Annotated in this window: 23 protein-coding genes; 11 read left to right on the forward strand and 12 right to left on the reverse strand. The window is 71.1% G+C overall.

What is annotated here, in order from left to right:
- Nucleotides 1–25: 25 nt before the first annotated feature.
- The 5 genes from grxD to GT358_RS04310 form a co-directional block, all read right to left on the reverse strand.
- Nucleotides 26–394, reverse strand: coding sequence for a Grx4 family monothiol glutaredoxin (gene grxD / locus GT358_RS04290; RefSeq protein WP_166581348.1), 369 nt, complete (start codon nt 392–394; stop codon nt 26–28).
- A gap of 11 nt (nt 395–405) precedes the next feature.
- Nucleotides 406–648, reverse strand: a complete 243-nt coding sequence (locus GT358_RS04295; RefSeq protein ID WP_166581349.1) for a BolA family protein — start codon at nt 646–648, stop codon at nt 406–408.
- Nucleotides 649–714: 66 nt separating this feature from the next.
- On the reverse strand, nt 715–2,931 hold the full coding sequence (gene purL, locus GT358_RS04300) for a phosphoribosylformylglycinamidine synthase subunit PurL (RefSeq protein WP_166581350.1): 2,217 nt from the start codon (nt 2,929–2,931) through the stop codon (nt 715–717).
- Nucleotides 2,932–2,995: 64 nt separating this feature from the next.
- The gene (locus GT358_RS04305; protein ID WP_166581351.1) at nt 2,996–3,424 is read right to left on the reverse strand and encodes a hypothetical protein; all 429 of its coding nucleotides are present in this window, start codon (nt 3,422–3,424) and stop codon (nt 2,996–2,998) included.
- A 222-nt stretch (nt 3,425–3,646) separates the two neighbouring features.
- Entirely contained in the window at nt 3,647–4,552 is a 906-nt protein-coding gene (locus tag GT358_RS04310) for a LysR family transcriptional regulator (protein WP_166581614.1), read from the reverse strand.
- Between the two features lie 166 nt (nt 4,553–4,718).
- Between GT358_RS04310 and GT358_RS04315 the strand changes: the two genes are divergently transcribed.
- From GT358_RS04315 to GT358_RS04355, 9 genes are all read left to right on the forward strand, one after another.
- Entirely contained in the window at nt 4,719–5,636 is a 918-nt protein-coding gene (locus GT358_RS04315) for a lysophospholipid acyltransferase family protein (protein WP_166581352.1), read from the forward strand.
- 44 nt (nt 5,637–5,680) lie between these two features.
- Nucleotides 5,681–6,493, forward strand: coding sequence for a glutamate racemase (locus GT358_RS04320; RefSeq protein WP_166581353.1), 813 nt, complete (start codon nt 5,681–5,683; stop codon nt 6,491–6,493).
- Nucleotides 6,494–6,585: 92 nt separating this feature from the next.
- Nucleotides 6,586–7,611: an N-acetyl-gamma-glutamyl-phosphate reductase gene (argC, locus tag GT358_RS04325; protein ID WP_166581354.1), complete on the forward strand. Its 1,026-nt coding sequence runs from the start codon at nt 6,586–6,588 to the stop codon at nt 7,609–7,611.
- Between the two features lie 10 nt (nt 7,612–7,621).
- On the forward strand, nt 7,622–8,095 hold the full coding sequence (ccmE, locus tag GT358_RS04330) for a cytochrome c maturation protein CcmE (protein WP_166581355.1): 474 nt from the start codon (nt 7,622–7,624) through the stop codon (nt 8,093–8,095).
- Between the two features lie 134 nt (nt 8,096–8,229).
- Nucleotides 8,230–8,841: a holin-associated N-acetylmuramidase gene (locus GT358_RS04335; RefSeq protein WP_166581356.1), complete on the forward strand. Its 612-nt coding sequence runs from the start codon at nt 8,230–8,232 to the stop codon at nt 8,839–8,841.
- Nucleotides 8,832–9,335 (forward strand): 3TM-type holin, encoded by a 504-nt coding sequence (locus tag GT358_RS04340; RefSeq protein WP_166581357.1) that lies wholly within the window; start codon nt 8,832–8,834, stop codon nt 9,333–9,335. Before GT358_RS04335 ends, GT358_RS04340 begins: the two co-directional genes overlap by 10 nt.
- 94 nt (nt 9,336–9,429) lie before the next feature.
- Nucleotides 9,430–11,400, forward strand: coding sequence for a heme lyase CcmF/NrfE family subunit (locus GT358_RS04345; protein WP_166581358.1), 1,971 nt, complete (start codon nt 9,430–9,432; stop codon nt 11,398–11,400).
- Nucleotides 11,401–11,405: 5 nt separating this feature from the next.
- Entirely contained in the window at nt 11,406–11,867 is a 462-nt protein-coding gene (locus GT358_RS04350) for a cytochrome c-type biogenesis protein (protein WP_166581359.1), read from the forward strand.
- Nucleotides 11,864–12,616 carry an enoyl-CoA hydratase-related protein gene (locus GT358_RS04355; RefSeq protein WP_166581360.1) on the forward strand — a complete coding sequence of 251 codons (753 nt, stop codon included), beginning with the start codon at nt 11,864–11,866 and terminating at the stop codon, nt 12,614–12,616. Before GT358_RS04350 ends, GT358_RS04355 begins: the two co-directional genes overlap by 4 nt.
- Nucleotides 12,617–12,618: 2 nt before the next feature.
- On the opposite strand, the gene GT358_RS04360 is transcribed toward GT358_RS04355, so the two are convergent.
- The 3 genes from GT358_RS04360 to gltX form a co-directional block, all read right to left on the reverse strand.
- Nucleotides 12,619–13,251, reverse strand: coding sequence for an alternative oxidase (locus GT358_RS04360; protein ID WP_166581615.1), 633 nt, complete (start codon nt 13,249–13,251; stop codon nt 12,619–12,621).
- A gap of 297 nt (nt 13,252–13,548) precedes the next feature.
- Nucleotides 13,549–14,856 carry a citrate synthase gene (locus tag GT358_RS04365; protein WP_166581361.1) on the reverse strand — a complete coding sequence of 436 codons (1,308 nt, stop codon included), beginning with the start codon at nt 14,854–14,856 and terminating at the stop codon, nt 13,549–13,551.
- Between the two features lie 26 nt (nt 14,857–14,882).
- On the reverse strand, nt 14,883–16,307 hold the full coding sequence (gene gltX / locus GT358_RS04370; RefSeq protein ID WP_166581362.1) for a glutamate--tRNA ligase: 1,425 nt from the start codon (nt 16,305–16,307) through the stop codon (nt 14,883–14,885).
- Nucleotides 16,308–16,380: 73 nt separating this feature from the next.
- Between gltX and GT358_RS04375 the strand changes: the two genes are divergently transcribed.
- Both GT358_RS04375 and GT358_RS04380 read left to right on the forward strand, forming a co-directional pair.
- On the forward strand, nt 16,381–18,501 hold the full coding sequence (locus GT358_RS04375) for a ComEC/Rec2 family competence protein (RefSeq protein WP_371416217.1): 2,121 nt from the start codon (nt 16,381–16,383) through the stop codon (nt 18,499–18,501).
- 30 nt (nt 18,502–18,531) lie between these two features.
- Nucleotides 18,532–19,014: a CoxG family protein gene (locus GT358_RS04380; RefSeq protein WP_166581364.1), complete on the forward strand. Its 483-nt coding sequence runs from the start codon at nt 18,532–18,534 to the stop codon at nt 19,012–19,014.
- Between the two features lie 3 nt (nt 19,015–19,017).
- Here the strand turns inward: GT358_RS04380 and GT358_RS04385 are convergent, their stop codons facing one another.
- The 4 genes from GT358_RS04385 to glgC are packed head-to-tail and all read right to left on the reverse strand — an operon-like array spanning nt 19,018 to nt 25,437.
- Entirely contained in the window at nt 19,018–20,649 is a 1,632-nt protein-coding gene (locus tag GT358_RS04385; RefSeq protein WP_166581365.1) for an alpha-D-glucose phosphate-specific phosphoglucomutase, read from the reverse strand.
- On the reverse strand, nt 20,649–22,754 hold the full coding sequence (gene glgX / locus GT358_RS04390; protein ID WP_166581366.1) for a glycogen debranching protein GlgX: 2,106 nt from the start codon (nt 22,752–22,754) through the stop codon (nt 20,649–20,651). Before glgX ends, GT358_RS04385 begins: the two co-directional genes overlap by 1 nt.
- Nucleotides 22,751–24,178, reverse strand: coding sequence for a glycogen synthase GlgA (gene glgA, locus GT358_RS04395; protein ID WP_166581367.1), 1,428 nt, complete (start codon nt 24,176–24,178; stop codon nt 22,751–22,753). The genes glgX and glgA overlap by 4 nt, the downstream gene beginning before the upstream one ends.
- Nucleotides 24,175–25,437 carry a glucose-1-phosphate adenylyltransferase gene (gene glgC / locus GT358_RS04400; RefSeq protein ID WP_166581368.1) on the reverse strand — a complete coding sequence of 421 codons (1,263 nt, stop codon included), beginning with the start codon at nt 25,435–25,437 and terminating at the stop codon, nt 24,175–24,177. The genes glgA and glgC overlap by 4 nt, the downstream gene beginning before the upstream one ends.
- Nucleotides 25,438–25,439: the final 2 nt, after the last annotated feature.

The following is a 25,439-nucleotide window of genomic DNA, read 5'->3' on the forward strand; positions in this document are numbered from 1 at the left end:
TCCGAGGCGCGCCGTCCGGCCGCTCTCAGGCGTTGGCCTGCCGGATCTCGTCCGCGCGTGCCTTGTCGAACGGGATGCCCCTGCTCTCGAACAGGGCGTCGAGCTCGCCCGAGAGGGTCATCTCCGTGACGATGTCGCAGCCGCCCACGAATTCGCCCTTCACGTAGAGCTGCGGGATCGTGGGCCAGTCCGAGAAGTCCTTGATCCCCTGCCGGATCTCGGGATCGGCGAGCACGTTCACGTCCACGAAGTCCACGCCCATGTAGCTCAACACCCCCGCCACGCGCGAGGAGAAGCCGCATTGCGGCATGGCCTTGGTGCCCTTCATGAACAGGACGACATCGTGGCGGGTCACGGTGTCGCGGATCTGGTCCTGCACGGTCGCGGTGGTCATGGATGATGTCCTCAATCCGGGGCCTTGGTCGTCAGCGCCAGCGCATGCAGCTCGCCATTGGGGCCGTCCATCCGGCCCTTGAGTGCGGCATAGACGGCGCGCTGCTGCTCCACGCGGTTCTTGCCGCGAAAGCTCTCGTCCACGACCTCGGCGGCATAATGATTGCCGTCGCCGGCCAGGTCCGTGATCGTGATCCGCGCGTTGGGAAAGCTTTCCCGGATGAGGCGCTCGATGTCGTGGGCCTGCATGGGCATGGGCTGAAACCTCCCGTCCGGGGGGCAATGTAGGGGCCGCGCCGGGGGGCCGCAATGGCCCCCACCTCAGCCCAGCGCCTCCGCAAAGGCGCGCCGCCACAGCGCGACCAGATCGGCCATCGGCGCCTCCTCCGTCCCCAGCCGGAAGACCGCCCCGCCCAGCCGCCCGACCACGCGCGCCGGCAGGTCCGCCTCCTCGGCCGCGGCGAGCAGCGCCTCGGGCACAGCGGTCGCGCAGAGATAGCGCGCCTGGTCCTCGCCGAAGAGCGCAGGCAGCGCGCCCTCCTCCAGCACCGCCCCGCAGCCCGCCGCCTCCGCCATCTCGAAGGCCGCCAGCGCGAGCCCCCCGTCCGACAGGTCCGAACAGGCCCGGATCAGACGGCGATGCGCCAGCACGAACTCCCCGTGTGCGCGCTCGGCCGCCAGGTCCACGACCGGCGCCTCGCCCGCCTCGATCCCCAGCGCGGCCAGCAGCGCCGACTGCCCCAGATGCGCGCCCTCCGCCCCGATCAGCACCAGCGCGTCGCCCTCGCGCCCCGGCCCCGCGATCATCTCGCCCAGGGAGCGCAGCAGGCCCACCCCCCCGATCGTCGGCGTGGGCAGGATCGCGCGGCCCTCCGTCTCGTTGTAGAGGCTCACATTGCCCGACACGATGGGAAAGTCGAGCGCCCGGCACGCCTCGCCGATGCCGCGGACGGCCAGCACGAACTGGCCCATGATCTCGGGCCGCTCGGGGTTGCCGAAGTTGAGGTTGTCGGTCGCCGCGAGCGGGCGCGCCCCCACCGCCACCAGGTTGCGCCACGCCTCGGCCACCGCCTGTCGCCCGCCCTGCAGCGGATCGGCCGCGACATAGCGGGGCGTCACGTCGGCGGTGAAGGCCACGGCCTTGCCCGTTCCGTGCACCCGCACCACGCCCGCCCCCGCGCCGGGGGTGCGCACCGTGTCGCCCCCCACCTGGCTGTCGTACTGCTCCCAGATCCAGCCCTTCCAGGCATGGTTGGGGTCCCGCAGCAGCACCCGCAGCCCCTCCAGCGCGCCGATCGCGGGCAGGGGCGGCAGGGGCGGCGGGGCAGGGGGGACGACCCAAGGCCGGTCGTATTCCGGCGCCGAGGAGGCGAGCCTGGACAGCGGCAGGTCCGCCGCCACCCGGTTGCCCGACAGGATCAGGAAGCGGTCCTCCGCGATCGTCTCGCCCACCACGGCAAAGTCGAGGTCCCACTTGTCGAAGATCGCCCGCGCCTCGGCCTCCTTCTCGGGGTGCAGGACCATCAGCATCCGCTCCTGGCTCTCCGAGAGCATCATCTCGTAGGGTGTCATTCCCGCCTCGCGCACCGGCACGCGGTCGAGGTCGAGCCGGATGCCCAGCCCCCCCTTGTCCCCCATCTCCACGGCCGAGCAGGTCAGCCCCGCCGCCCCCATGTCCTGGATCGAGACCACCGCCCCCGTCGCCATCAGCTCGAGGCAGGCCTCCATCAGCCGCTTCTCGGTGAAGGGGTCGCCCACCTGCACGGTGGGGCGCTTCTCCTCGGCATCCGCCCCGAACTCGGCCGAGGCCATGGTGGCGCCGCCCACCCCGTCACGCCCCGTCCTGGCACCCAGATACACCACGGGTCGCCCCACGCCCGAGGCGGCCGAGGTGAAGATCCCCTCCCGCCGCGCCAGCCCCGCGGCAAAGGCGTTGACCAGGCAGTTGCCGTCATAGGCGCGGTGAAAGCGCACCTCGCCCCCCACATTGGGCACGCCGAAGGCGTTGCCGTAGCCCCCGATCCCCTCCACCACGCCCGACAGGAGCCGCCGCGTCCGCGGATGGGCCGGATCGCCGAAGGAGAGCGCGTTCATCGCCGCGATGGGGCGGGCGCCCATGGTGAACACGTCGCGCAGGATGCCCCCCACCCCGGTCGCCGCCCCCTGATAAGGCTCGATGAACGAGGGGTGGTTGTGGCTCTCCATCTTGAAGACGAGCACGTCGCCGTCGCCCAGGTCCACCACCCCCGCATTCTCACCCGGCCCGATCACGACCTGCGGCCCGGTCGTGTGCAGCGTCCGCAGCCATTTCTTCGACGACTTGTAGGAACAATGCTCGTTCCACATGGCCGAGACGATGCCGAGTTCGGTCCAGGTCGGCTCGCGCCCCAGCATCGCCAGCAGACGCTCCCACTCGTCGGGCCTGATCCCGTGCGCGGCGACCAGTTCGGGGGTGATCGCGGGCTCCGCCGCGGCCGGCTCGGGCAGCGGCGCTTCGGCCGGCGCGGGGACGGCGGGGGACGGACGGGGATCGGGCATGGGCGGGCTCCGTCGGCTCTGTCGGCCGCCCCTTAGCGTGCCCGGACCCCCGGCAAAAGCACCCTCAGCGGCAATGGTCGGCGATTACCGCCCCGAAGGCCGCGCAGGTGTCGGGCCCCACCCACCAGACATCCGTGGCGCCGAACACGGATTCCACCGCCACCCAGCCCGCGCCCGACCGGCGCAGCAGCGCCTGCCCGCCGAACCAGTGGGCATCCTCCATGAAATAGCCCGACCGCCAGCCCGGCGTCTCGTGGATGGCGATGGCGCCGCCGCCGGGCCTCTGGGCGGTGACGGCGGCAAAGGCCACGTCGCCGGCCACCCGCAGCTCGTCCACGACGAACTCGACCGGCGGGCCGAACAGCGCCTCGGCCTGCGGGCGCAGCGCGTCCATCAGTGCCCGCCGCTCGGCCGAGCCGCGCGCGGGCTCGGTCCAGCCCCAGGCTGCCGTCCCCAGCCCCGCCGCCAGCACGGCCCAGGCTCCCCACCGCATCGCTCGTCCCCCTCCTGCCCGCGACCTTACGGCAAGGCAGCCGCCTGCGGCAAAAAAAACGCCGGGCGCAATGGCCCGGCGAAGTCCAACAGGGAGGTTGAAGATGATGAGCGCGAAGCGTCGTCGTCTTCGAGTGCTGATCTAGAGGGCGATCTGCCCCCTTTCAAGGCAAGGTTGTGACCGCTATCGGCAAAGCCGCCCTGCATCCGGCGCATGGCTCGGTCAGGCCGCCGCCTCGCGCAGACGCCGCCGGTGGGCGAGCATCTCCTCCTGCACGAAGTCGCGGAACACGGTGACGCGCTTGGATTGCCGCAACTCCTCGGGATAGGCGAGAAAGACCGGCACCTCGCCCGATTCCACGTCCGGCAGGACGCGGACGAGCTGTGGGAAATCCTCCGTGACATAGTCGGGCAGGACGCCCACGCCCAGATCGCTCAGCGTGGCCTGGAGCACGCCGAAATAGTTGTTGATGGTCAGCCGCCCCCGCGGCTCCTGCGCCAGGATCTGCTGGGCGAGCGCCGCCCCGGCCGAGACCTGCGGCGAGTTCGGGCCCTGCGTGATGAGCCGGTGCCCGCCGATGTCCTCGAGCGTCTGGAGCGGCGGCGCCGTCTCGAGATAGCGCCGCGACGCATAGAGCGCGATGCGGATGCCCATCAGCTTCTTGCGGATCAGGTCGGCCTGCGACGGCTCCTTCATGCGGATGGCCACGTCGGCCTCCCGCATGGGCAGGTCCAGCACGCGCTCCTCGAGCATCAGGTCGATCTTGAGGTCGGGATAGCGCTGATAGAGCCGCGGCAGCCGGGGCGCGAGCCACAGGGTGCCGAAGGCGAGGGTCGTCGTGACGCGCAGCTCGCCGAACACCTCCTCGGCGCTGTCGCGGATGCGCGCGGCGGCCGTCTCCAGTCGGCGGTTCATGCTGCGCGTGGCCTCGAACAGCAGCTCGCCCTGCTCGGTCAGGATCAGCCCCCGCGCATGGCGGTGGAACAGGGCGGTGCCCAGTCCCTCCTCCAGCGCACGGATCTGGCGGCTCACCGCCGACTGGCTCAGGTGCAGCGTCTCTCCCGCATGGGTGAGGCTGCCGGCCGAGGCGACGGCATGGAAGATGCGCAGCTTGTCCCAGTCGAGCATCATTCCCCCCCGCACGGTCTGTCTGCCGCGATTACCGCCGAGCTATGTCGTCCGTGCGACAGTGCAACCCCTCTGCTCTGCATCTGCCGCATGGCGCCGGGGCTGTCACGCGATTGTTGCGCAGACCGGGCAGTCTGGCGGACCAGACGCCCAGACCGGAGCCCCCATGTCCGCGCTTGCCCGCCGCATCAGCTATGCCGACAGCGCCACCACCCCGGCGGGCCGCGCCGTGGTCCGCCTGGTCGAGAACGCGACCGGCCGGCTTGCTCTCGTGCGCCGCGCGCGCGCCTGTGCCCAGGCCATCGCGGAGGGTGCCGACCTGTGGGAAACTGTGTCGCAGCGCTTCGGCATCGGCCTTGCGGTGACAGAGGGCGCGCTCGAGCTGATCCCTGCGCGCGGGCCGCTCGTGGTGGTCGCCAACCACCCCTACGGCATCCTCGACGGCCTGACCCTGGGGCGGGTCCTGTCGGCCCGGCGGGGGCGCGACTTCCGCATCCTCGCCCACAAGGTGTTCGTCTCCGCGCCCGAACTGGCGCCCTTCATCCTGCCGGTGGACTTCGACGGGACCGAGGCTGCGGCGCGCGCCAACCTCGCCACCCGTGCGGCCGCGCTCGCGCATCTCGCCGCGGGCGGCGCGATCGGGATCTTTCCCGGCGGCACCGTCTCGACCGCCGCCCGTCCCTTTGGCCGCCCCCTCGATCCGGCCTGGCGCGGCTTCTGCGCGCGCATGGTCGCCCGCTCCCGCGCCACCGTCGTGCCGCTCTTCTTCGAGGGGCACAACTCGCGCCTGTTCCAGCTTGCCTCGCATCTCCACTACACGATCCGCCTCGGCCTGCTCCTGTCCGAGTTCCGCCGCCGCACCGGCAGCACGGTGCGCCTGCGGGTGGGCCAGCCGATTCCGCCCGAGGCGCTCGACCCGCTGCGCGGCGACCTGCCCGCGCTCACCGCCTGTCTGCGCCGCGCCACCTACGGCCTCTCGCCCGACCCCGTTCCCGAAGGCGAGATCGGGCACGAGTTCGAGGCCCGCTATCGCCCGGACCCGCCTGCCGCCCGGGTGGATTTCCGCCGCGTGCCGTCCTATTGACCGCTCCCGGGGGGCCGCGCGGGCCCCGGCAGGGGGGGCGGCGCATGGCGGTGGGCATCTTCGACAGCGGGCTGGGCGGGCTCACAGTGCTCGACGCGATCACGCGCCGCCTGCCGGACCTGCCGCTCGTCTATTACGGCGACAACGCCCATGCCCCCTACGGCGTGCGCGACGCCGAGGACATCTTCCGCCTGACCACGGCCGGCGTCTCGCGCCTGTTCGACGCGGGCTGCCGCCTCGTCGTGCTGGCCTGCAACACCGCCTCCGCGGCCGCCCTGCGACGGATGCAGGAAACATGGGTCCCGCGCGACCGCCGCGTTCTCGGCGTCTTCGTCCCCCTGATCGAGGCCCTGACCGAGCGCAACTGGGGCGACAACTCCCCCCCGCGCGAGGTCGCGGTCAAGCATGTCGCGCTGTTCGCCACGCCGGCCACCGTCGCCTCCCGCGCCTTCCAGCGCGAGCTTGCCTTCCGCGCCATCGGCGTGGACGTGGAGAGCCAGGCCTGCGGGGGCCTCGTGGACGCGATCGAGGAGGGCGACATGATCCTCGCCGAAACGCTGGTGCGCGCCCATGTGGACGCGCTGCGCCGCAAGATGCCCGCGCCGGACGCCGCCGTGCTCGGCTGCACCCACTACCCGCTGGTCGAGGGCGCCTTCCGCGAGGCGCTCGGCCCCTCGGTCCGCGTCCTCTCCCAGCCGTCTCTGGTGGCCGAGTCGCTCGCCGACTATCTTCGCCGCCGCCCCGAGATGGTGGGCGGGGGCGAGGGGGTGCGCTTCCTGACCACGGGCCGGCCTGCGCGCGTCTCGGACCGCGCGACCCAGTTCCTGCGCCGCCCCATCGCCTTCGAGGCGGCCTGACGCATCAACGGCTTGGGCAGGCGTGCGGCAGGCTGTCCGTTGCCCCCGCCGCCCCCGCGCGCTAGACAGCCCCGATCCGAACGGGACAGGCCATGACCGCATCCGTCGCCATCGTCGGCGCTTCCGGCTATACGGGGGCCGAGCTCGTCCGCCTCGTCGCGGGCCACGGGGCCCTGCGCATCGCGGCGCTGACGGCGGACCGCAAGGCGGGCCAGCCCGTGGCCGCGGTCTTTCCCCATCTGCGCCATCTCGACCTGCCCGCTCTCGCCACCGTGGACGAGGTGGACTGGTCCGGCATCGACCTCGCCTTCCTCGCGCTGCCCCACGGCCTGTCCCAGTCCCTCGTCGGCCGCCTGCCGCGCACTCTGCGGGTCGTGGATCTCGGCGCCGATTTCCGCCTCCGGCCGGACGCCTACGAGCGCTGGTACGGCCAGCCCCATGCCGCCCCCGACCTCCAGGCCGAGGCTGTCTATGGCCTCACCGAGTTCCACCGGGAGGAGATCCGCCGCGCCCGCCTCGTGGCGGGGACCGGCTGCAACGCCGCCTGCGTCCAGTTCGCGCTGCGCCCGCTGATCGCGGACGGCCTCATCGACCTCGACTCCATCGTCTGCGACCTCAAGAACGGGATCTCCGGCGCCGGCCGCGCCCCCAAGGAGGCGATGCTCTTCGCCGAGCGGTCCGAGGACGTGGCCGGCTATTCGCAGGGCGGCCGCCACCGCCACTTGGGCGAGTTCGACGAGCATTTCTCCCGCCTCGCGGGGCGCGAGGTGCGCATCGTCTTCACCCCCCACCTCGTGCCCGTCAACCGCGGCATCCTCGCCTCCTGCTACCTGCGCGGCGACGCCCGCGCCCTGCACGACTCGCTCCTGCGCGCCTATGCGGACGAGCCCTTCGTGGTCGTCCTGCCCTTCGGCGAGCTGCCCGCGATGGCCCATGTCCAGGGCTCGAACTTCGTCCATCTCGGCGTCGTCGCCGACCGGGTCGAGGGGCGCGCCCTTGTCGTCGCGACCCTCGACAACCTCAACAAGGGCTCCGCCGGACAGGCGGTGCAGAACGCCAACCTCCTGCTCTCCCTGCCCGAGACGCAGGGCCTTCTCGCGCCCCCCCTCTTTCCCTAGGGTCTGCGCCATGATGCCCCTCAAGAAGAAGCGCCGCATCCAGGTCATCGCCGTCGCCGCCGTGGCGCTCGCCGTCTCGACGGCGACGATCGGCTATGCGCTGCGCGACGGGATCAGCTTCTTCCGCTCCCCGTCCCAGGTCCTCGCCGATCCTCCCGCGCCGACCGAGCTGTTCCGCATCGGCGGCCTCGTGGAGCCCGGCACCCTTGTTCGCGGGGAGGGCGGGACCGTGTTCTTCCATGTCACCGACGGGGGCGCCTCCGTTCCCGTGACCTTTACCGGCATCCTGCCCGACCTCTTCCGCGAGGGCGAAGGGATGGTCGGCCAGGGCCGCTTCGTGGACGGCACCTTCGAGGCGGTGGAGATCCTCGCCAAGCACGACGAGACCTACATGCCGCGCGAGGTCATCGAGGCGCTCAAGGAGCAGGGCGTCTATGTGGACCCGGCGAATCCGTCGGCCGGGCACGGCGCTCCCGCCTATTGACGGTTAACGGCCGTTAACTCTTTTTCTGCAGACGTGACAAGGGGTTGCGGTTCCCGCGCAACGCGCGGTGCCCCAAGGTTTCGTTAACCATTTCCCCCCATCCTGCCCCCATCGCGCAACAGGGGGGCAGACCCATGAAGACCGTCGAGGACATCGCCAGGGACATCGTCCGCCGCGAGGGCGGATGGGTCAGGGACCCCGCCGATCCGGGCGGGGCGACGAACCACGGAGTGACCATCGGCACGCTGCGGCGGCTCGGGCTCGACCTCGACCGCGACGGCCGCGTGACCGAGTCCGACCTGCGCCGCCTGACGCCCGACCAGGCCGCCGCCATCTTCGTCGAGCACCATTTCCGCCGTCCCCGGCTCGACCTGCTGCCGGACGTGCTGCGGGCCTCGGTGTTCGACATGCACGTGAATGCGGGCAGCCAGGCCGTGCGCCTTCTCCAGAGGCTCCTCTGCGACATGGGCTTTCCCGTCGCCATCGACGGGCTGATGGGCCCCCGCACGGCCGACGCCGCCCGCCGGGCTGCTGCCGCCGCCCCGGACCACATCGCCGACGCCTACGGGATCGCACGGCGCAACTATTACTACGCGCTCGCCGATGCCCGGCCCGCCCTGCGGCGCTTCGCGCGGCGCCGCGACGGCGGCAAGGGCGGCTGGATCGCCCGCGCCGAGGCGTTCATCCATCCCCGCTTCCATCTCACCGACGCCCAGCACCGCGAAAGGACCCGCCAATGGCACTGAAGGCCCTGTCCCTCGTCCCGTCCGCCCTCCACCTCGCCGAGGCGCTGCGGCGCGAGGCCGAGGCGAACCCGCCTCCCGTCCTATCCGCCCTGCCGCCCCGGCCCCGGGGCGCATTCGGGCGCCTCCTCGCGCTGCTCGACCGCCTTCCGCGTCCTGCGGCCACGCTTGCCGCGATCGCCCTGATCGGGACCGCCGCCCTCGCGCCGGACTGGTTCGCCGCCCGCATGGAGGCGCTCTCCCGCGCCCCCGAGGCGCTGTGGTGGATCGCGGGCGCGCTGCTCTCGCTCCATTGCGGCGCTCGCCTCCAGGCCCGCGCCCAGGCGCACGAGCGCGATCTTGCGACGATCGCCGCGGGCGCCGCCGAGCCGCCGCCGGAGGCGGAGACCCCGGCCATCGCCGCCCCCGGCCCGGAGCCGGAGGTCGCGCTCGCCACCCTCTCCGCCGGCCCCAACCCCGCTCTCGACGCGTGGCGGGCCCTCCGCGACGCCAACTGACGGCCCCGTGACGAACTGCCCCGGCGACCGGCATGGCGCGCCGGGGCTCCTTGCCCTATACCTGCTCCCGCCCCGACAGACCCGGACCGCCGCCATGATCGTCGAGCTCGGCCACCTCGCCCTCGTTCTCGCCTTCGCCGTCGCCCTGTTCGGCACGGTCGTTCCCCTCGTGGGGGCGCACCGGGGCTGGCGCGACTGGATGGAGGCCGGCGCGCCTGCCGCGACGACGCTGTTCCTGCTCGTGGCCTTCAGCTTCGCCTGCCTGACCTGGGCCTTTCTGGTGTCGGACTTCTCCGTGCGCCTCGTCTACGAGAACTCGCACTCGGCCAAGCCCGCGCTCTACAAGCTCACCGGCGTCTGGGGCAACCACGAGGGCTCGATGCTCCTGTGGCTGCTGATCCTCGCGGGCTTCGGCGCGACGGCGGCCTGGTTCGGCGGCAACCTGCCCCCCACGCTGCGCGCCCGCGTCCTGGGCGTCCAGAGCGCGATCGGCGTGGCCTTTGCGGCCTTCATCCTCTTCACCTCCAACCCCTTCGCGCGGCTCCCCTTCGCCCCCCTCGACGGGCGCGACCTCAACCCGCTCCTGCAGGACCCCGGCCTCGCCTTCCACCCGCCCTTCCTTTATCTCGGCTATGTCGGCCTCTCGATGGCCTTCTCCTTCGCCGTCGCCGCCCTGCTCGAGGGGCGGGTGGACGCCGCCTGGGGCCGCTGGGTCCGGCCCTGGACCCTCGCCGCCTGGACGTTCCTGACGCTCGGCATCGCGCTCGGCTCCTGGTGGGCCTATTACGAACTCGGCTGGGGCGGCTTCTGGTTCTGGGACCCGGTCGAGAACGCGAGCTTCGTGCCCTGGCTCATCGCCGCGGCCCTGCTGCACTCGGCCATCGTCGTGGAAAAGCGCGAGGCGCTCAAGACCTGGACGGTCCTGCTCGCCATCCTCGCCTTCGCCTTCTCGCTGCTCGGCACCTTTATCGTGCGCTCGGGCGTGCTCACCTCCGTGCATGCCTTCGCCACCGACCCCACGCGCGGCGTGTTCATCCTCCTCATCCTCGGGGTGTTCACCGGCGGCGCGCTGCTCCTGTTCGCCCTGCGCGCCTCCGCGCTCGAGGCCCGCGGCGTGTTCGGCCTGGTCAGCCGCGAATCGGCGCTGGTGGCCAACAACGTGCTCCTGTCGGTCGCGGCCTTCGTGGTCCTCGTGGGCACCGTCTGGCCGCTGGTGGCCGAGATGCTCTGGGGCCGCGTCCTCTCCGTCGGCCCCCCCTTCTTCGAGGCCGCCTTCACCCCCTTCATGGTCGCCCTCGCCGTCATCCTTCCCCTGGGCTCGCTCCTCGCGTGGAAGCGGGGCGACGCGGCCCGCGCCACCCGCACGCTGCTGCCCGCGCTCCTTCTCGCCTTCGCGGGCGCCGCGCTCGCCTGGGCGGTGGGGACGGGGCGGCCGATCCTCGCGCCGGTGGGAACGGCGCTGGCCGTCTGGATCGTGGCCGGGGCCGCGCTCGACCTCTGGGCCCGCACGGGCCGGTCGGGACCCTCTCGCCTCCTGCGGCTGCCGCGCGCGGACTGGGGCAAGGCCGTGGCCCATGCGGGCTTCGGCATCGCCATCCTCGGCATCTCCCTTCTCATGGCCTGGGAGCAGGAGGACATCCGCACCGCCCGCTTCGGCGAGCCCTTCACGCTCGGCGGCTACACCTTCACCCTCCGGGGGGCCGAGGAGGTGGACGGCCCCAACTACCGCAGCCTGATGGGCACCGTGACCGTGACCCGCGCCGGCCGCCCCGTGGCCACGCTTCACCCCGAGAAGCGCTTCTACCCCGTCGCCCGCATGCCCACGACCGAGGCGGCGATCCATTACGGCCTCTGGCGCGACCTCTACGTGGTCCTGGGCGACCCGCAGGAGGGGGGCGGCTTCGCGCTGCGCACCTACATCAAGCCCTTCGCCAACTGGATGTGGGCGGGCGCGGTGCTGATGGCGCTGGGGGGGCTGCTGTCGCTCAGCGATCGCCGCCTGCGCGTGGCCGCCGGTGCCGCGCGCGCGCCCGCCGCGCGCCCCTCGCTCAGCCCGGCGGAATAGCCCCCATGCGCGCCCCCGCCCTCGCCCTCGCGGCCGTCCTTCTGCTGTCCGCGCCCGCCCTGGCCGTCCAGCCGGACGAGATCCTGTCCGACCCTTCGCTCGAGGCCCGCGCGCGCGCCATCTCCGAAGGCCTGCGCTGCCCCGTCTGCCGCAACGAATCGATCGACGAGAGCACCGCCGACGTCGCGCGCGACATGCGCCTCTTCGTGCGCGAGCGCCTGGTGGCGGGCGACAGCGACCGCGCGGTGGTGGAGGCCGTGGTCGCCCGCTACGGGGAGTACGTCCTGCTGCGTCCCACGGCCGAGGGGGCCAACCTGCTCCTGTGGCTGATGCCGGCGGCGCTGCTGGCCGGGGGGGCTGGGATCGCCTGGGGCGCCGTGCGCCGCCGCGCCGCGGCGCCGCCGCCTGCGCCCCTCTCCGAGGAGGAGCACGCCCGCCTCAGGGAGCTGATGGGGGACCGGACATGAGCGGGCTGCGCATCACGGAGGAGCCGGGGGGCCTGCGCATCCTCGCGCTCGATCGCCCCGAGACTCGCAACGCCCTCAACTCGCCCCTGCGCCGCGCGCTGCTCTCCGCCCTCGAGGCGCCGGGCTCCGCGCGCTGCGTGGTCGTGACGGGGACCGGCGCCGCCTTCTGCTCGGGACAGGACCTGGGCGAGACCGTGGACGACCCCGCCCGCCTCCTGTCCGAGGAATACGAGCCCATCGTCCGCGCCATCCATGCCAGCCCCGTCCCCGTCCTTGCCGCCGTCAACGGTGCGGCCAGCGGGGCGGGCGCCTCGCTCGCGCTGGCCTGCGACATGGTGGTGGCGACCGAGGGGGCGGCCTTCTCCTTCGCCTTCTCGCGCATCGGGCTCATGCCCGACATGGGCGCCACCTGGGCGCTGCCGCGGGCGGTGGGGCTGGCGCGGGCGATGGGCCTCGTGCTTCTGGCCGATCCGCTGCCCGCGCCGCGCGCCGCCGAATGGGGCCTGATCTGGGAAGCGGCGCCCGACGCCACCTTTGCCGCGCGCTGGCGCGAACTGGCGCTGCGGCTCGCGGCGGGGCCGGCCGGGGCACTGCGCGCCAGCCGCACGGCCCTGCGCGCTGCCTTCGAGGCCTCGCTCTCGGCCCAGCTCGCGACCGAGGCGGCCCATCAGGGCCGCCTCGCCCGGGACGGTGACTTCGCCGAGGGCCTCGCCGCCTTCCGCGAGAAGCGCGCGCCGCGCTGGACCTGAGATCAGCCGCGCCCGGCAGCGATCTCGTCGGCGAAGAAATGGTTGCGGTCGCGGTGTCCCGCCTCGTCGGCGCGGATCACCACCACCACCTCGCGCAGCCGCGCGTCGTCGGGCAGGTTCCAGTAGCGCTTGGCGATCTCCGGGGCCGGCACGTTCGGGATCAGGCCCGCATCGATGGCGGCGAGATACTGGGTGTAGCTCACCACCGCCTCCTCCTCGAGATAGCCCACGACCCGGTGCGCGATCCGGGGCGCGAACAGGTAGAGCCAGAAATAGGCGTTGAAGAACACGGCCTGGCCCACCAGGATCACGCCCCGCTCGAACCACGAGGGCTTGGCGATCTCGATGAAGGTCATCAGGTGCATCCGCTCGTTGTCGGCCTCGTCGATCAGCTCCTTGATCCAGCCGCGATCGTCGCGGATCCAGCGCACCGCCTTGAGATGCTGGAGCAGGCCCCCCACCATGCCCGGCACGGCCGCCACCGTTTCCAGCACCACGGCGCGGTGGCCATAGCGCTTGGCGAAGAAGGCGTCGGCGAAGACGCGCATGAACTTGACGAGGCGCAGCGCGAAGCGGTCGCGCCAGGCCTCGGGCCGATGGTGGGTGTCGAGCGCGATCTCCCCGGGAGGCGGCATGGGCGGCAGCGGGGCGAGGTCGGCCGGCGCTCCGGCCAGGGGCTGGGCCGGCGCCGCGCGCGGGGGGTCGTAGGTGTCCTTCACGATCTGTCTCCTTCCGTCCGTGGCACAGGGCGGACGTAGGAAACGGGTCTGCGGCCCGGCAGGGGTCGGGCTGGGACCTGCGGTCGCAGCGCGACGCCGGATCGCGCTCGCAGCCCTGCTGCTCCCGGCGCTGGCCATCCGGGATGCCGCCGGACAATCCGGGTGCTGGAGGTTCCGGCGGTGTCCGTCGCCCGGACTTCCGCCGGAAGGGGTTCAGCGGTCCTCGACCTCGACGTAATCCCTCTGCGCCTCGCCCTGGTAGAGCTGGCGCGGCCGCCCGATCCGAAGCTGCGGATCGGCGATCTGCTCCTGCCACTGGCTGATCCAGCCGACCGTGCGGGCCAGCGCGAAGATCGGCGTGAACATGGAGGTCGGGAACCCCATCGCCTCGAGGATGATGCCCGAATAGAAATCCACGTTCGGATAGAGCTTGCGGCTCACGAAGTAATCGTCCTCGAGCGCGATCCGCTCGAGTTCGCGAGCCACCTGCAGGGTCGGGTTGTTCTTGATGCCGAGCAGGTCCAGCACCTCGTCGGCGGATTGCTTCATCACCTTGGCGCGCGGGTCGTAGTTCTTGTACACCCGGTGCCCGAACCCCATCAGCCGCTGCCCCGAGGACTTGTCCTTCACGCGCGCGATGAAGTCGGGGATGCGGTCCACGGTCCCGATCTCGCGCAGCATCTCGAGCGCGGCCTGGTTGGCACCGCCATGCGCCGGACCCCACAGGCAGGCGATCCCTGCCGCGATGCAGGCAAACGGGTTCGCCCCCGAGGACGAGGCCAGCCGCACGGTGGAGGTGGAGGCGTTCTGCTCGTGGTCCGCGTGCAGCATGAAGATGCGGTCGAGCGCGCGCGCCAGCGTCGGGTCCACGTCATAGGGCTCGGCCGGGACGGCAAAGCACATGTGCAGGAAGTTTGACGCGTAGTCGAGATCGTTCCTCGGATACACGAAGGGCTGGCCGATCGAGTACTTGTAGGCCATGGCCGCGATCGTGGGCATCTTGGCGATCAGCCGGAAGGCCGCGATCTCGCGCTGGCGCGGATCGTTGATGTCGAGGCTGTCGTGGTAGAAGGCCGACATCGCCCCGACCACCCCCACCATCGTCGCCATCGGATGGGCGTCCCGGCGGAAGCCGCGGAAGAAATAGTGCATCTGCTCGTGGATCATCGTGTGCCGGGTCACGAGCGTCTCGAACTTCTCGAGCTCGGCGGCCTTGGGCAGGTGCCCGTAGAGCAGCAGATAGCACAGCTCGAGGTAATGGGACTTCTCGGCGAGCTGCTCGATCGGATAGCCGCGGTGCAGCAGGATGCCCTTGTCGCCGTCGATGAAGGTGATGGTGGAGGCACAGGCCGCCGTGGACGTGAAACCGGGGTCGTAGGTGAACACGTCCGCCTCGGCATAGAGACGGCGGATGTCGAGACATTCCGGCCCCTCGGTCGGGGTCAGGATCGGCAGGGACACTTCCTTGCCGTCGATCAAGAGCGTCGCCGTGCGAGTTGTCGCCGTCCGCGTGTCGGCCATGAAGGCCCCCCCTTGCTGTCCCATGGTCAATGCCCCGTCCGTTCCAGCGCGTCGGCAATCCGGCCGAGGCTCTCCTCGCGGCCGAGCACCGCCATCATGTCGAACACGCTGGGCGTGGCCGTCCGCCCGGCGAGCGCGGCCCGGAGCGGCGCCGCGAGACGGCCCAGACCGAGGCCCCGCTGCTCGGCGGCGGCCGCCACGACGGATTCCAGGCTGCCCCGGTCCCAGCTAGCATTTTGCAGCTGCGGCGTCAAATCGCTCAGTATACCACGGGATACCGGATCGAGCGCCTTGACGGCCGCCGCGTCGGGAACGATCGGCCGGTCGGCCAGCGCGAACTGCGCCTGTTCGAGAAGTTGCGGGATCGTCTTGGCGCGCGGCTTGCAGAAGGGCAGGGCGGCCTTCAGCCGCTCGCGCCTGGGGCCGAGAGGCGGCTGTCCGGTCGCAGCCAGGAAGGCCTCGATCTCGGCCAGCAGGGCCTCGTCCCCGGTCCGCGCCATGTGCTGGCCGGACAGGCTTTCCAGCTTCTTGAAGTCGAAGCGGGCCGGCGAGCGGCCGATGCCCTCCAGGTCGAACAGCGCGCGCGCCTCCTCGTCGGTCAGGAACTCGGCGTCGCCGTGGCTCCAGCCCAGCCGCAGCAGATAGTTGCGCATCCCGGCCGCCAGAAAGCCCATCCGCTGGTAGTCGGCCGTCGCCGTGGCGCCGTGACGCTTGGACAGCTTCTTGCCGTCCGGGCCGAAGATCAGCGGCACATGCGCCATGACCGGCATGGGCCATCCCATCGCGTCATAGATCAGCTTCTGGCGGAAGGCGTTGGTCAGATGGTCGTCTCCGCGGATCACATGCGTCACGCCCATGTCGTGATCGTCCACCACCACGGCCAGCATGTAGAGCGGCGTGCCGTCCGCGCGCAGCATCACCATGTCGTCGAGCTGGTCGTTGCCGATCGTCACCTCGCCCTGCACCGCGTCGCGGATCGTGGTCGCCCCGTCGCGAGGGGCCTTGATGCGGATGACAAAGGGCGCGTCCGGATGGTCGCGCTCGGGCACGTCGCGCCAGGGCGAGCGGAACAGCGTCGATCGGCCCTCGGCGCGGGCCGCCTCGCGGGCCGCCTCGATCTCCTCGGGCGTGGCAAAGCACTTGTAGGCTGCCCCGCGCGCGAGCATTTCGCGGGCGACCTCCGCATGACGCGCGGCCCGCGCCGACTGGCTCACCGGCTCCCCGTCCCAGTCGATCCCCAGCCAGCGCAGGCCGTCCAGGATGGCCTGCCGGTTCTCGGGTGTGGAGCGGGCGCGGTCCGTGTCCTCGATGCGCAGCAGGAACCGGCCTCCGTGCCGACGGGCGAACAGCCAGTTGAACAGGGCCGTGCGTGCACCCCCGATATGCAGCGCTCCGGTGGGAGAGGGGGCAAAGCGGGTCACGACTGGGCTGGCCCCGGTGCCGTCGGTCATGGCTGTTAACCTTTTGTTCACCATCCTGTGGCAGTCTGGTGGAGGGCATAGATTCGGCCGGGTAGGGGGGCAAGTGGCGGCGGCTCTCTTGGAGCGGGCACGGCGCGACGCACCGGCACGGCGCGCCCTGCGGGTCCTGCGGTGCGGGGCGGAGGCGGCCCTGCTGGCGCAGAGGGGACATCTGCTGCCATGGGCGGCGCTGGCGTTCGGGACCGGCATCGGCCTCTATCTGGCCGCGCCGGACGAACCGGGGCTCACCTCATGGCTCCTGTTCGGCGCTCTGGGCATCGCAGCATGGCGCGCCGCCGGGACGGTCGGCCCGACTTGGGCGCCCGCGGCCCTGGGGATCGTCCTCGCGGTGGCGGGAATGGGTGCAGCGGGTCTGCGCAGCCGGATGGTGGCCGCTCCGGTTCTCGCCTTCCGCTATCACGGCCCCATCGAGGGACGCATCGTCGAGGTGGACCGCTCCGGCGGCGACGTGCTGCGCCTGACCCTCGACCGGGTCGTGCTCGCGGATCTTCCGCCCGCGCGGACGCCGCACCGCATCCGGATCTCGCTGCACGGGGATCAGCGATGGCTGCGGGCCGAGGCGGGACGGGTGGTGATGCTGACGGGGCACCTGTCGCCACCGTCCCCGCCCAGCGAGCCGGGAGGATTCGACTTCCGCCGCACCGCCTGGTTCGAGCGGCTGGGTGCGGTGGGCTACACGCACAATCCCGTCCTGAGCGTGAGCGAGCCGCAGGGAGGTCTCTGGCTTGCGCGGCTGCGCCTTCGCCTGTCGGCCGCGATCCGCGCCCGCATCCCCGGCGATGCCGGCGGACTGGCCGCCGCGGTCACCACGGGGGACCGGTCCGGCCTGTCGGCGCGGGCAACGGCGGCGATGCGGGATTCCGGCCTCTATCACATCGTGTCCATCTCCGGCATGCATATGGGGATGCTGACCGCCTTCGTCTTCGGGCTTGTCCGGGGGCTGGTCGCCCTTGTCCCGCCCGTGGCCCTGCGGCTTGACGGCAAGAAGGCCGCCGCACTTGCGGCCCTGCCGGCAGCGGCCTTCTACCTCGCACTGGCCGGGCGCGACGTCGCGACGGAGCGGGCCTTCGTGATGGTGGCGGTGATGCTCCTCGCGGTGCTGTGCGACCGGCAGGCGGTCACGCTCCGGTCCATTGCGATCGCCGCCTTTGTCGTGCTGGCCCTGCGGCCCGAGACCCTCGTGAATGCGGGCTTCCAGATGTCCTTTGCCGCCGTCGCGGCCCTCGCCTGGGCCTTCGGCGCAAGCCGCGTGCGGCACCTGACGCTGCGTTTGGGCCTAGCCGGCCCGGTGGTGGCCCTTCTGCTGGCCTCCCTGGTAGCAGGGATCGCGACGGCACCTTTTGCCGCCGCCCATTTCAACCGCGTCGCAACCTACGGCCTGCTGGCCAACCTGCTCGCCACGCCGGCGATGGGCGTTCTGGTGATGCCGGGAGCGGTCCTCCTGGCGATCGGCGCACCGTTCGGGCTTGTCCAGCCCGCGCTCCTGATGGTGGACCTCGGCTGCCGCTGGACCCTCCTTGTGGCCGAGCGGGTGGCCGCCCTCGACGGGGCGACCCGGGCGGTCCTCGCGCCGGGTCCCGCCGTTCTGCCGCTCATCGTGCTGGGCGGGGCAGTCCTGCTGTTCTGGCGGGGCGGGGGGCGCTGGCTGGGGGTGCCGCTCGTGGCGCTGGGGCTCGCCCTCTGGTCCCAGACCGAGCGGCCGCCTCTCCTGATCTCGCCCGATGGCGGCGTGATCGGTCTGATGACCGGTGAGGGCCGGGTCCTCTCTCGCGGGACGGGAGAGAGATTCACGCTGTCGGCCTGGCTGCGGGCGGACGGCGACACCGCCTCCCCGGAGGAGGCGGCCAACCGTCACGGTCTGGAGCGTCACGAGCGCAGCGTCGCCGCCCGGATCGGCGCCCGGACCGTCCTGCTCGTGCGGGGGCAGCGCGCGCTGGACGGGCTCGAAGGATGTGCAGGCGCCGATCTGCTCGTGACCAACCGCACCGACCTCCTTCCGCGACCCTGCCTCGCGCTCGACGCGGACCTGCTGCGCGCCCGCGGCGCGGTCGCGGTCTGGCCGGCGGCGGACGGCGTCCGCCTGCGTTTCGCCAATGACGGGAGGCGCCGCCCGTGGACGGGTCCGCCTCCTCTGGAAGAGGAACCCGGCGGGCCCTACCCTTAGGCATCAGGTGCGATCGGGAGGAAGCCCGGAATGGAACTGGCAGGGCAGCGGTTCATCGCGGCCGATCCCGAACGGGTGTGGCAGGCCCTCATCGATCCGGTCTTCCTGAAGGACCTCATCCCCGGCTGCCAGTCGATGCGGGGCGATCCGCAGAACGGCTACGACATCACCGCCGAGCGGGGCGTGGGCGGCTTCACGGCACGCCTGACGGGGCGGATCGACCTGGAGGATGTCCGTCCCGGCGAGGGCGCATTCCTGCGCGCGTCGGGCGAGGGGACGGGGGTGGGGGCCGCGCAGGGGACAGCCCGGATCAGCCTGGCCCCCGAAGGCGCGGGCACCCGGCTGAGCTGGACCGTGGCTGCCCGCGTCGGGGGGCGCCTGGCCGCCCTTCCCGGCTTTGCGGTGGAGATGGCGGCTCGGCGGGTGGCGGACGGCTTCGTGGAGCGGTTCGCCGCCGCCCTGGAAGGTCGCGAACCGCGGCGAGGCTGGATCGCCCGGCTGGCCGGAGGCTAGGCGTCAGGTGATGACGTCCGGCGCCTCGCGGCCTGTATGGCGCCGGATCTGCGCGATCTCCTCGGCCGCCTGCGCCAGCGGAGCGAGGACGTCCGCAGGGTCCAGACGGAGCCGGGCCGGATCGGTCTCGAGCACCTCCAGATAGACGCGCAGCGTCGCACCCTCGGTGCCCGTTCCGGAGAGGCGGACGACCATCCGGGCGCCGCCTTCGAAGACGATCCGCAGACCCTGTCGCTCGGACCGCGACCCGTCCACGGGATCGTCATAGGCAAACTCGTCCGCGGCCGAGACCCGCAGCGACCTCACGGTGCGGCCCGGCAGCGAGGGCAGGGCCGCGCGCAGACCCTCGTAGAGGGCGTTCGCCCGGTCGGTGGGGATGTCCTCGTAATCGTGGCGCGAGTAGTAGTTGCGCCCGAAGCGGGACCAGTGCTCCTCCATGAGGTCCCGCACGCTGCGGCGCGTGTCGGCCAGGATGTTGAGCCAGAGCAGCACCGCCCAGAGGCCGTCCTTTTCCCGCACATGGTCCGAGCCGGTCCCGGCGCTCTCCTCGCCGCAGAGCGTCACGCGACCGGCATCGAGCAGGTTGCCGAAGAACTTCCAGCCGGTCGGGGTCTCGTAGCAGGGCATCCCCAGCGCCTCGGCCACCCGGTCCACCGCCCCCGAGGTGGGCATCGAGCGCGCCACGCCCCGCAGGCCCGCCCGATAGGCCGGCGCCCGGTGCGCCTGCGCCGCCAGAAGGGCAAGACTGTCGGAAGGTGTCACATAGAGGCCCCTGCCGACGATCATGTTGCGATCCCCGTCCCCGTCGGAGGCCGCACCGAAATCGGGGGCATCGTCGGCCATCATGCGCTCGACCAGCCCCCGCGCCCAGATCGGGTTCGGGTCCGGGTGGCCGCCGCCGAAGTCCGGCAGGGGCCGGCCGTTGAGGACCGTCCCCTCGGCCGCCCCCAAGCGCCGCTCGAGGATCTCGCGGGCGTAGGGGCCGGTGACGGCATGCATGGCATCGAACACCATGCGGAAGCCGGACCGGAACAGGTCGCGGATCGCGTCGAAGTCGAACAGCCTCTCCATCAGCGCGGCGTAATCGGCCACCGGGTCCACGATCTCGATGTCCATGGAGCCGAGGCGCGTCCGGCCGGGTCGCGAGAGGTCCACATCCTGCGCATCGAGCATCCGGTATTCGCTGATGGCGAGGCTGGCTGCATGGATGCGGTCGGTTACGGCCTCGGGAGCGGGGCCGCCATTGGGCGTGTTGTACTTGAGGCCGAAATCGGCCTCGGGTCCTCCGGGATTGTGCGAGGCCGACAGGATCAGGCCCCCGTCCGTGCCGCGCGAGCGGATCAGGTGCGAGGCGGCGGGCGTGGACAGGATCGCATCCTGCCCGACGATCACCCGGGTCGCGCCGTTCGCGGCCGCCATGCGCAGGATGACCTGGGCCGCCCGGTCGTTGAAATAGCGCCCGTCGCCGCCCAGAACGAGGGTGCGTCCGGCGATCCCTCCGATCCCGTCGAAGATGCTCTGGACGTAGTTCTCGAGGAAGTGGTGTTCCATGAACACGCGGGTCTTCTTGCGCAGGCCGCTCGTGCCGGGCTTCTGTCCGGGAATGGGTCGGGTGGGGACCGAATGGATCTGCATCACTGTCTCCTCTGTTCGCCCACGGCTTCGAGCGCGAGGACGACGATCGAATTGGCGGCCACGGGAATCGTGCCGCGGCGGACCGGCACGGGTCGGGCATGGGGGCGTGCCGTATCGACATGGCGGACCCATCCCTGACCTTCGGGCGGATCGGGCAGTGTCACGTCGAGCGCGTCGCCCACGTTGAACACCGCGAACAGGGCTTCTTCCCGAGCGGCATAGGGCGGCGTTCCCTCTGCGGTCCGCAGCTCCACGGCGATGTGACGCTGCGCGATGTTGTTCCAGTCGGCTTCGGTCATCGGGGCGCCGTCGGCACGGCGCCAGAAGATGTCCTCCTTGCCGTCGATCGAGCGCGACCGGGAATGGAGGAACCGCTTCTGCCGCAGGATCGGATGACGCTTGCGGAACGCGATGATGGAGCGGCAGAACTCGAGGAATTCGGTGTCCGCCGAGTCCCAGTTGACCCATCCGATCGGATTGTCCTGGCAATAGGCATTGTTGTTGCCGCCTTGCGAGTTGCCGATTTCGTCGCCCGCCAGGATCATCGGCGTTCCCTGCGAGAGCATCAGCGTCGCCATGAGGTTGCGCCGCCGCTGCGCGCGGGCGGCGAGGATCGCCCGATCCTGCGTCGGCCCCTCCACTCCGAGGTTGTCGCTGTTGTTGTCTCCGTGCCCGTCCCGGTTGTCCTCGCCGTTGGCCTCGTTGTGCTTCTCGCGGTAGCTGACGAGATCGGAGAGCGTGAAGCCGTCATGGGCGGTCACGAAGTTGACCGACGAGGTGGCGGGGCGGCCGTCATGGTCGAACTTCAGGGCCGATCCCGACAGCCGCATGGCCAGCTTGCGGACCATGTCGGGATCGCCGCGCCAGAAGCGTCGCACCTGGTCGCGGAACTTGTCGTTCCATTCGAGAAAGGGAGCCGGAAAGGCCCCGAGCTGGTATCCGCCGGGCCCTACGTCCCACGGCTCGGCGATCAGCTTGACCTTCGCTAGGACAGGGTCCTGCCGCATGGCCTGAATGAGAGGGTGGTTGCGGTCGAACCCGCGGGGCGTGCGCGCCAAGGCCGGTGCCAGATCGAAGCGGAAGCCGTCCACATGCATCACCTCGGCCCAGTAGCGCAGGGAATCCATGACCATGCGCAGGACCATGGGATGATCGGTGTTGAGCGTGTTGCCCGTCCCGGTGTCGTTGAGATAGTAGCGCGGCGTTTCCGCAAGCCGGTAGTAGCTGGCGTTGTCGAGACCCCGGAAGCTCAGCGTCGGGCCCATCTGGTTGCCCTCGCAGGTGTGGTTGTAGACCACGTCGAGAATGACCTCGATCCCGGCCTCGTGGAAGCGGCGGACCATCCGCTTGAAGCCGTCGATCCCGGCGGCGCCCAGATAGCGCGGCTCGGGGGCGAAGAAGCCGAGCGTCATGTACCCCCAGTAGTTCCGCAATCCCCGCTCGACCAGGAACCGGTCGTCCAGAAAGGCCTGGACCGGCAGCAGCTCGATCGCCGTGACCCCGAGCCGCAGCAGATGGTCGAGAACGGGTTCCGAGGCCAGCCCTTCGAAGGTGCCCCGGAGGGGCACGTCGCGCCGCTCCATCGTGAGGCCGCGCACATGCGCCTCGTAGATGACGGTGTCGGTCAGAGGGGTGCGCGGGGCGCGGTCCCCGTCCCAGTCGAAGGACGGGTCCACCACCACGCAGCGCGGCATGAACCGGACCGAGTCCCGCGTGTCGAAGGTCAGATCGGCATGACGGGCGCGCGTGTCGTAGCCGAACAAGGCGTCGTCCCATTCCGGCGCCCCGGTCAGGAGCCGTGCATAGGGGTCGAGCAGCAGCTTGTGATGATTGAACCGGTGGCCCTCGTCCGGTCGATAGGGGCCGTGCGCGCGCAACCCGTACAGCGTTCCGGGCCCCAGACCCGGCACATAGCCGTGCCAGACATGGCCGCAGCGCTCGGGCAGCGTGATGCGTTCGACCTCGTGCCTGCCGTCCGGCGAGAAAAGGCACAGCGTGATCGCGGAGGCATGCTGGGAGAAGACGGCAAAGTTGACGCCGCCGCCATCCCAGGTTGCCCCCAGCGGATAGGGCAGGCCCTCCTCGATCGGTCCGTGGCGGATCATCGGACCGGGGCGATGTCCCGATAGAGGCGGGCATACGCCTTGGCCGACGGAGCCCAGCCGACGGGCTGGGCCATCGCATTGCGCTGCATTCGGAGCCAGACGTCGCGATCGTGCCACAGGTCGCAGAGCCGGGAGAGCGCTCCGTGCAGCGCATCGGCCGTGACCGGATGGAACTGGAGCCCCGTGGCTACGCCGACCGCGAGCGCCGCCGGCGAGGCGTTGATGACCGTATCGACCAGTCCCCCGGTGAAGCCGACCACCGGGATCGTTCCATAACGCAGCCCGTAAAGTTGGGTGAGACCGCACGGCTCGAAGCGGGACGGCACGAGAATCGCATCCCCTCCCGCCAGAAGGCGGTGCGACAGGGCCTCGTCATAGCCGATGCGGACCGCCACCGAGGGACCTGCGGCGTCGCGGAAGGCCTGCTCCATCCAGGCCTCGCCCGACCCGAGAAGTGCAAGCTGGCCGCCGCGTTCGAGCAGCGCCGGCAGCACGCCCAGCAGCATGTCCAGCCCCTTCTGGCTCGTCAGGCGCGAGACGACGACGCAGAGCGGGCCGGGCGCGTCGGCGAGGCCCATCTCCGCTCGCAGCGCCGCCTTGTTCGGAGCCTTGCCCTCGGGGGAGTCGTAGGGTGCCGCCACCGCCGGATCGGTCGCGGGGTTCCAGGCGTCCTCGTCGATCCCGTTCAGGATGCCGGAGACCACCTCCCGCCGGCGGCGCATGACGCCGTCCAGGCCCATTCCCCCCTCTGGCCGCATGAGTTCGGCGGCATAGGTCGGCGACACGGTGGTCAGCCGGTCCGCACCCAGCAGCCCCGCCTTGAGAGCCGAGATCTGCCCCCAGTACTCGTAGCCCTCCGCATGAAAGCGCCAGGGGTCCAAACGGAGCGAGCCCACACGCGACGGGGGCGCCAGACCGTGAAAGGCCATGTTGTGGATCGTCAGCACGATGCCGGGCCGCTCGCCCGGGGTGCGGGGGCAGTATTCGGGCACGAGCGCGCCCTGCCAGTCATGGCAGTGCAGCACATCCGGCTGCCAGCCGCCGAGACCCTCCCGGCCGATCCGCGCCGCCATCCAGCAGAGACCGGCGAACCGCTCGGGGTTGTCCGGCCAGTCGTGACCGTCGGGACCGAGATAGATCGAGCCGGGCCTGTCGTAGAGATGCGGAGCCTCGACAACCAGAAGGTCGAGTCCAGCAGCCTGTGCCGACACCACCCGGGCCGGCCCTCCGAACAGGTCCCACTCCTCCATCACGGGCCCCGTGCGGTCGACGGCGCGGAGCACCTGCGGATAGCCGGGGAGCAGCACCCGCATCTCGACCCCTTCGGCGGCCAGAGCCGCGGGCAGGGCGCCCACGACATCCGCAAGCCCGCCCGTTTTGACCACCGGGCTGCATTCGCTTGCAACGGAGAGAACCCGCATCATCGCGCCGCAGCTCGGCGGTCCAGCATCGTCTGGGTGATGAGGGTGATGCCGCGCTCGGTGACGCGGAACCAGCGGGCATCCTCCTGCGGGTCCTCTCCCACGACGAGCCCGTCGGGGATCGTCACGCCGCGGTCGATCACCACGCGCCGCAGGCGCGCGTGCCGGTTCACGGTCACATAGGGAAGCACGACCGCATGATCCAGCACGGCGAAGGAATTCGTGTGGACCTGCGTGAAGAGCAGCGAGTTGCGCACCTCCGTTCCCGAGACGATGCAGCCGCCGGACACCATGGAGGAGACGGCGCTGCCGCGGCGACCGTCCTCGTCGTGGATGAACTTGGCGGGCGGCGTGGTTTCCGAATAGGTCCAGATGGGCCAGTCGCGATCCCACAGGTTCAGGTCGGGGATGAAGTTGGTCAGATCGATGTTGGCCTGCCAGAACGCGTCGATCGTGCCCACGTCCTTCCAGTAGGCTGGCGCGCCAGGGTCGCGCACGCAGGAGACATCGAAACGGTGGGCACGCGCTCCGCCGCGGGCCACGATGTCTGGGATGAGATCGTTGCCGAAATCGTGGCTCGAATCCGCCCTGTTGGCGTCCCGCAGCAGCAGATCGCGCAGGAAGTCCCAGGCGAACACGTAGATGCCCATGGAGGCGAGCGACTTGGCCGGATCTTCGGGAGTGGCGGGAGGATCGGCCGGTTTCTCGAGAAAGCTCGTGATCCGTCCCTCGGCATCGGTGGCCATGACGCCGAAGGCGCTCGCCTCCTCGCGCGGGACCGTCAGACAGCCGATGGTCACGTCCGCGCCGCTTTCGCAATGCTCGCGGACCATGATCTCGTAATCCATCTTGTAGATGTGGTCGCCGGCGAGAATGATGATGTATTCGACATCGTAGCTGTCCACGATGTCGATGTTCTGGGTCACCGCATCGGCCGTTCCGCGATACCACAGATCCTCGCCCATCCGCTGCGAGGCCGGCATGATGTCGAGAAATTCGCCCCGCTCCGCCCAGAACGAGTTGCTCCAGCCGCGCTGGATGTGGCGGATGAGCGAGTGGGCCTTGTACTGGGTGGCGACACCGATCTTGCGGATCCCCGAGTTCATGGCGTTCGACAGTGCAAAGTCGATGATCCGCGCCTTGCCGCCGAAATAGACCGCAGGCTTCACCCGGCGATCCGTCAGTTCCCGGAGCCGGCTTCCCCGGCCACCGGCCAGGACGAAGGCCATCGTTCTCTGCGTCAGTCTGCGGCTCTGCGGCATGG

Source organism: Rubellimicrobium sp. CFH 75288 (genome assembly GCF_009904055.1).
Lineage (GTDB): Bacteria > Pseudomonadota > Alphaproteobacteria > Rhodobacterales > Rhodobacteraceae > Rubellimicrobium.